At 66.4% G+C, this 5,623-nt stretch carries 6 protein-coding genes and 2 pseudogenes; 6 read left to right on the top strand and 2 right to left on the bottom strand.

What is annotated here, in order from left to right; all coding sequences use genetic code 11:
* Positions 1-83 (top strand): annotated as a pseudogene (locus tag H8B02_RS44675) (16S rRNA (uracil(1498)-N(3))-methyltransferase); the annotation flags it as partial.
* A gap of 135 nt (positions 84-218) precedes the next feature.
* Here H8B02_RS44675 and H8B02_RS44680 read toward each other — a convergent pair.
* Both H8B02_RS44680 and H8B02_RS44685 read right to left on the bottom strand, forming a co-directional pair.
* Positions 219-407, bottom strand: coding sequence for a type II toxin-antitoxin system RelE/ParE family toxin (locus H8B02_RS44680; protein ID WP_229172122.1), 189 nt, complete (start codon positions 405-407; stop codon positions 219-221).
* 1 nt (position 408) lies between these two features.
* Positions 409-660, bottom strand: coding sequence for a type II toxin-antitoxin system ParD family antitoxin (locus tag H8B02_RS44685; RefSeq protein WP_229172123.1), 252 nt, complete (start codon positions 658-660; stop codon positions 409-411).
* A 235-nt stretch (positions 661-895) separates the two neighbouring features.
* Between H8B02_RS44685 and H8B02_RS44690 the strand changes: the two genes are divergently transcribed.
* The 5 genes and pseudogenes from H8B02_RS44690 to H8B02_RS44710 form a co-directional block, all read left to right on the top strand.
* Positions 896-2,074: an ATP phosphoribosyltransferase regulatory subunit gene (locus H8B02_RS44690; protein ID WP_229172124.1), complete on the top strand. Its 1,179-nt coding sequence runs from the start codon at positions 896-898 to the stop codon at positions 2,072-2,074.
* Positions 2,071-3,047 (top strand): annotated as a pseudogene (hisG, locus tag H8B02_RS44695) (ATP phosphoribosyltransferase). Before H8B02_RS44690 ends, hisG begins: the two are co-directional and overlap by 4 nt.
* 138 nt (positions 3,048-3,185) lie before the next feature.
* A complete protein-coding gene (locus H8B02_RS44700) occupies positions 3,186-4,232 on the top strand; it encodes a glycosyltransferase family 2 protein (protein ID WP_229172125.1) in 1,047 nt (348 codons plus the stop codon).
* Positions 4,229-5,071: a ChbG/HpnK family deacetylase gene (locus tag H8B02_RS44705; RefSeq protein WP_229172126.1), complete on the top strand. Its 843-nt coding sequence runs from the start codon at positions 4,229-4,231 to the stop codon at positions 5,069-5,071. The genes H8B02_RS44700 and H8B02_RS44705 overlap by 4 nt, the downstream gene beginning before the upstream one ends.
* A gap of 187 nt (positions 5,072-5,258) precedes the next feature.
* A partial coding sequence (locus tag H8B02_RS44710; RefSeq protein WP_229172127.1) for a DUF2076 domain-containing protein occupies positions 5,259-5,623 on the top strand: 365 nt, incomplete at its 3' end.

The following is a 5,623-nucleotide window of genomic DNA, read 5'->3' on the forward strand; positions in this document are numbered from 1 at the left end:
GCATCCTGCGCGCCGACACCGCCGCCGTCGCCGCGCTGGCGCTGGTCCAGGCGGCGCTGGGGGATTGGGGGGGAAAGGGCTAACCGGAATGGCAGCCCGCGGGCCGGCGGTCTATTCGCCGGACAAATCCAGCTCTCCAAGAGAGCGCGCGGCATCGATGACGCGCATGATGCGCACGCCGCTTGGGATAATCTCGTAAAGCGCCAGCCACCGCGAAATCACGAGCATCCTCGCACCATCGGCAATGTCGGGACGCGCCGGCCCGATTCAGGGAATTGCGCCAACTGGCCGCAGCGCGCTCCGATGCGATCGATCCAACGGTCTGCCGTCGCAGGCCCTTTGTCGGATGCGATGAGAAACCAGATTTCGGCGAGATCGCTCTGCGCGAGCCGAGAAAGGCGAACCAATTTACTCGCCCGCTGCCTTCAACCGGGCTCGTCCCTGCGCCTTGATTTCGGCAAAGTCAGCCGGACCCGCGTCGCCACTTGCCTGTCCCGCCGCCCAGGCGTTGCGAAGGAATGCCAATCGCGCCTCTTCGGTCTGCTCCATGATCCGCAGCGCCTCCCGCACGACCTCGCTTGCCGAGGTGTAACGGCCGCTCGCAACCTTGGTTTTGACGAACTCGCTCAACTCGTCGGTCAATGAGACGTTCATATTCATGATGGGACCCTCTCCCCCAATTATGGGAGCGACCACAGGCTTTAGCAATGTTTGCCATAAACCATCGAACGTTCCGGTTCCACCTAGCCAAGCCGTCGTAAAATCGTTAACGCACGCAATCATTAAGCCACTTGGCCGATCGCTGTCGAAACCGTGATACGGCCATGGTAAGGGCTGCCCCGAACCACCCTTGGAACCAGTGCCGGTACCCGAATCCGGACCTTTGGACGTCGAGATGAGCGAAGCTGCCGCACCACGACCCGCCGCCGGATCCGCCCCAGGAGCGGCTTCCTGGGCGGATGCGCTGCTGGCCTCGTTCGCGCAGGCCGGTTATCTCAGGTCCGAACCCGCGATCCTGCAGCCGGCCGAGCCGTTCCTCGACCTGTCCGGCGAGGACATCCGCAAAAGCCTGTATCTGACGACCGACCCGAGCGGCGAGGAACTCTGCCTACGCCCGGATCTCACGATTCCGGTGGCGCGCGACTACCTCGCCTCGCCTCGCGCCGGCCAACCGGCCGGCTTCAGCTATCTCGGCCCGGTGTTCCGCTATCGCGACGGCCAGCCGAGCCAGTTCCTGCAGGCGGGCATCGAATCCTTCGGGCGGCAGGACCGCGCCGCGGCCGACGCCGAGATGCTGGCGCTGGCGCTGGAGGCGACCACGGCGTTTGGGCTGAAGGATGTCGAGATCCGCACTGGCGACGTCGCGCTGTTCAACGCGCTGATCGAAGCACTCGAGCTCTATCCGGTGTGGCGGCGCCGGCTGATCAAGGATTTCAACCGCAAGGTTTCGCTGACCGACGATATCGAGCAGCTGACATTGGCGACCGCGCCGGGCCGCAACGAATATGAGGGCGTGCTTGCCGCCCTCGCCGGCTCCGACCGCAAGGCAGCGCTGGCGCTGGTCACCGATCTGATGTCGATCGCCGGCACCACCAATGTCGGCGGCCGCACGGTTGCCGAGATCGCCGACCGCTTCCTCGAGCAATCGACGCTGAAGGGCGGCGCGCTGCCGCGCGATGCGCTCGCCACCATCAAGCGCTTCCTCGCCATATCGGGCGATCCCGACGACGCAATCGCGCAGCTGCGCGCGCTCGCCTCCGACGCCAGGCTCGATCTTGCCGCGGCGATCGACCAGTTCGAGAGCCGGGTCGGCTTCATGGCCGCGCGCGGCATCGACCTCAAAAAGACGCGGTTCGCGACCGCGTTCGGCCGCGGCCTCGACTACTACACCGGCTTCGAGTTCGAACTGCACGCCAGGGGCAACGGCGCCGAGCCGCTGGTCGCGGGCGGCCGCTACGACGGGCTGATGACGCAGCTGGGCTCGGCCAATCCGATCCCGGCGGTCGGCTTCTCGGTCTGGATCGAGGCGATGACCCGCCATGGCAAGGCCACCTCCTTCGGAGGCGCCCAATGAGCACGCCGTTCGTCGTCGCCGTTCCCTCCAAGGGGCGCCTGCAGGAAAACGCAGAGAGCTTCTTCGCCCGCGCCGGGCTGACCTTGTCGAAGGCCGGCGGCGCGCGCGACTATCGCGGCACCATCGCCGGCGTCGACAATGTCGAGATCGCCTATCTGTCGGCGAGCGAGATCGCGGCCAATCTGGCGCGCGGCTCGGTGCATCTCGGGGTCACCGGCGAGGATCTGGTGCGCGAGAGCATTCCCGATGCCGACAAGCGCGTGCTGATGATCGAAGGCCTCGGCTTCGGCTATGCCAATGTCGTGGTCGCGGTGCCGCAGGCCTGGATCGATGTCCGCACCATGGCCGATCTCGACGACGTCGCAAGCGGCTTCCGCGAGCAGCACAATCACCGCATGCGGTCGCGACCAAATACATCAACCTAACGCGCGGCTTCTTCGCCAGACACGGCGTCGGCGACTACCGCATCGTCGAAAGCGCCGGCGCCACCGAAGGCGCGCCCGCGGCCGGCACTGCCGAGCTGATCGTCGACATCACAACGACGGGGGCGACGCTCGCCGCCAACGGGCTCAAGGTGCTCGACGACGGCGTGATGCTGCGCAGCCAGGCCAACCTCGTCGCCTCCCGTGATGCCGACTGGTCGAATAGCGCCCGCGAGACCGCGCGCGTCATCCTCGACCATATCGCCGCGCGCGCCCGCGCCAGCAAGTACCGCGAGGTGCGCACCCGCTTTGCCGGCTGCAACGATACGCTGCTGTCCGAGGCCCATACCCGTTTCGGCGTGGTCGCCCCGTTCGGCGGCCCGACCTCGTCGGGCATGCTTACGCTGCACTGCCCACCGGGCAAGCTGTACGCGCTCGGCAGCTTCCTGCGCGAGCACGGCGCCGAAACCGTGTCGGTGGTGTCGCTGGACTACGTGTTCGACCGCGAGAACCCGCTGTTCGCCAAGCTCGAGGCGTTCCTGCGACAATGAGCAGGCGGGGCCGTTCATGTTGGCGACAGCCGGCCGTCGGTACCATATTGGTTCATGATCTCTCGTTGTGACGCGTTTTCTCCACGCGAAGGCGAACCCGATTTCGCTGGAAAACGCTCTAGTTCTGGAACCTGACCGATGATGCTGGGCTCTGACGTTTCCAGCCTGACCACAACCGCCAAGACCGCCGCCGCGCAGGGTCTGTCCATCGTCGTGCCCGTCTACAACGAGGCCGCCGGGCTTGTGGCGCTGCACCAACGGCTGATCGACCTTGCCCGGTCACTGCGCGCGCGTTACGGCCTTAACTGCGAAGTGGTCTATGTCGACGACGGCAGCGCGGACAACACGCTGACGATCGCGCGCGGCCTGCCCGCCGACGGGCTCGACCTGCAGGTGGTGTCGCTGTCGCGCAATTTCGGCAAGGAGGCGGCGCTGATGGCCGGCCTCGACCATGCCCGCCGCGGCGCGGTGCTGTTCATGGATGGTGACGGCCAGCATCCGCCGACCCTGGTGGAGCAACTGGTCGCACACTGGATCGATGACGGCTACGACGTGGTCTACACGGCGAAGGCGCATCGCGACAATGAATCGGCGTTGCGGCGGCTTGCCGTGCGCAGCTTCTACGCGCTTATCAACTGGGGCGCGCGGCAGCAGATCCCCGAGGATGCCGGCGACTTCCGCCTGCTGTCGCCGCGCGCGGCCGCCGCCTTGCGGCAATTGCCGGAGCGCAACCGCTTCTTCAAGGGCCTCGCGAGCTGGATCGGCTTCAAGCAGATCCGCGTCGACTACGAGCCGGCGCCGCGCGCGCATGGCGTCACCACCTTCAACGCCGGCCGGCTGATCGGCCTCTCGATCGAGGGCCTGACCTCGTTCTCGGTGGCGCCGCTGCGCTTTGCCAGCCTGCTCGGCGCGCTGCTTGCGGGCGCAGCCTTCCTGTTCGGCCTCTCGATCCTGTGGGAAGTCTTGACCACCGGCAAGCAGGTGCCCGGCTATCCGTCGCTGATGATCGGCGTGATGACGATCGGCGGCGTGCAGCTGATCATGATCGGTATCGTCGGCGAATATATCGGCAAGATCCTCTCCGAATTGAAGGCGCGCCCGATCTACTTCGTCGCCGAGCACACCGAGAAGCACGCCGACGGCGGCGCGGCGCAAAGCGCCACCGAGCGGACCGCCGCCGAATGAGTGAGTCTACGCCGCGCCGGATCTGGCTGTGCGCTGACGATTATGGCTTGAGCGATGGCGTCAACCGCTCGATCCGCGACCTGATCGAGCGCGGCCGCCTCAATGCGACGTCGGTGATGATGGTGACGCCGGCGATCGGCCGCGAGGCCGCGGCCGCGCTGCAGGCCTCGGTAGCGAAAAGCCCGCGCTGCGCGATCGGGCTGCATGTGACGCTGACCGCGCCGTTCCGGCCGCTGACGATGCATTTCCGCCCGCTCGACGGCGACATGTTCCTGCCCTTCCCAAAACTGTTGCGTGCCGGGCTGATGCACCGGCTCGACGCCGAGCTGGTCCATGCCGAGGTGCTGGCGCAGCTCGACGCCTTCCGCGATCTGTTCGGCCGCGCGCCCGATTTCGTCGACGGCCATCAGCACGCGCAGCTGTTCCCGCAGGTGCGCGACGGCTTCCTGCGCGCCGTGAAGGAGCGCGCACCGGACGCCTGGGTGCGGCAGTGCGGACGCGAAGGTCCTCTCGCACGCCAGCTGACGGCGCCAAAGGCTTTGGTGCTGAACGTGCTCAGCACCCAGTTCCGGATCAAGGCCCGGCGATCGGGCCTGCACTTCAACCCGGCCTTCGCCGGCGCCTACGATTTTACGCGCGGCAGCGAATTCGCAGGCCTGATGCAGGGCTTTCTCGACGGCCTGCCCGAGGACGGGCTCGTGATGTGCCATCCCGGTTTCGTCGACGAAACCCTGAAGAACCTCGACCCGCTGACGACGCAACGCGAGACCGAACATGCCTATCTCGCAGGCGAGGATTTCCCCGCGCTGCTGGCCCTGAATAAAGTTACACTGGCCTGACCCTTGTTTTGACGCGTTTTCTTCACGCGAACCGGGATCCACTTCGCTCGAAAACGCTTTGGGTTCACGAAAAACCGCCGGTCGTATTGTCGCATACAGAAATTTAATTCTGGCCCCCACTCCTTGCGCCACAAAGCCCGTCCTACATGAGCCGCGCGCCGATTCGATCGACGCGATGGAGAACGCCATGACACCGCAAGAACGCCAACTGATTGACGATCTCTTCGACCGGCTCGCCAAGCTGGAGAATGCCCCGCGCGACAACGAGGCCATGTCCGCGATCATGCAGGGCCTGCGCGGCGCGCCGAATGCGGTTTACACGCTGGTGCAGACCGCGCTGGTGCAGGACGAGGCGCTGAAGCGCGCCCATGACCGGATCCAGGAGCTTGAGGCCGCGGTCGGCCAGCAGCAGCCCGCACAGCAGCAGGGCGGCGGCTTCCTCGATTCGATGCGCGATGCGATCTTCGGACAGGGCCAGCAGCAGCCGCACGGCTCGGTGCCGCCGGTCCGCCCGCCGGATGTTGGCGGCAGCCGCCCGGTCTGGAACTCGGG

The organism is Bradyrhizobium altum (assembly GCF_020889705.1).
GTDB classification, from domain to species: Bacteria; Pseudomonadota; Alphaproteobacteria; order Rhizobiales; family Xanthobacteraceae; genus Bradyrhizobium; species Bradyrhizobium altum.

Bases quoted from the DNA above. Each gene is read 5' to 3' on its own strand.
- H8B02_RS44690 (WP_229172124.1), top strand. From the start codon at position 896: ATGAGCGAAGCTGCCGCACCACGACCCGCCGCCGGATCCGCCCCAGGA.
- H8B02_RS44705 (WP_229172126.1), top strand. From the start codon at position 4,229: ATGAGTGAGTCTACGCCGCGCCGGATCTGGCTGTGCGCTGACGATTAT.
- H8B02_RS44700 (WP_229172125.1), top strand. From the start codon at position 3,186: ATGATGCTGGGCTCTGACGTTTCCAGCCTGACCACAACCGCCAAGACC.
- H8B02_RS44685 (WP_229172123.1), bottom strand. From the start codon at position 660: ATGAATATGAACGTCTCATTGACCGACGAGTTGAGCGAGTTCGTCAAA.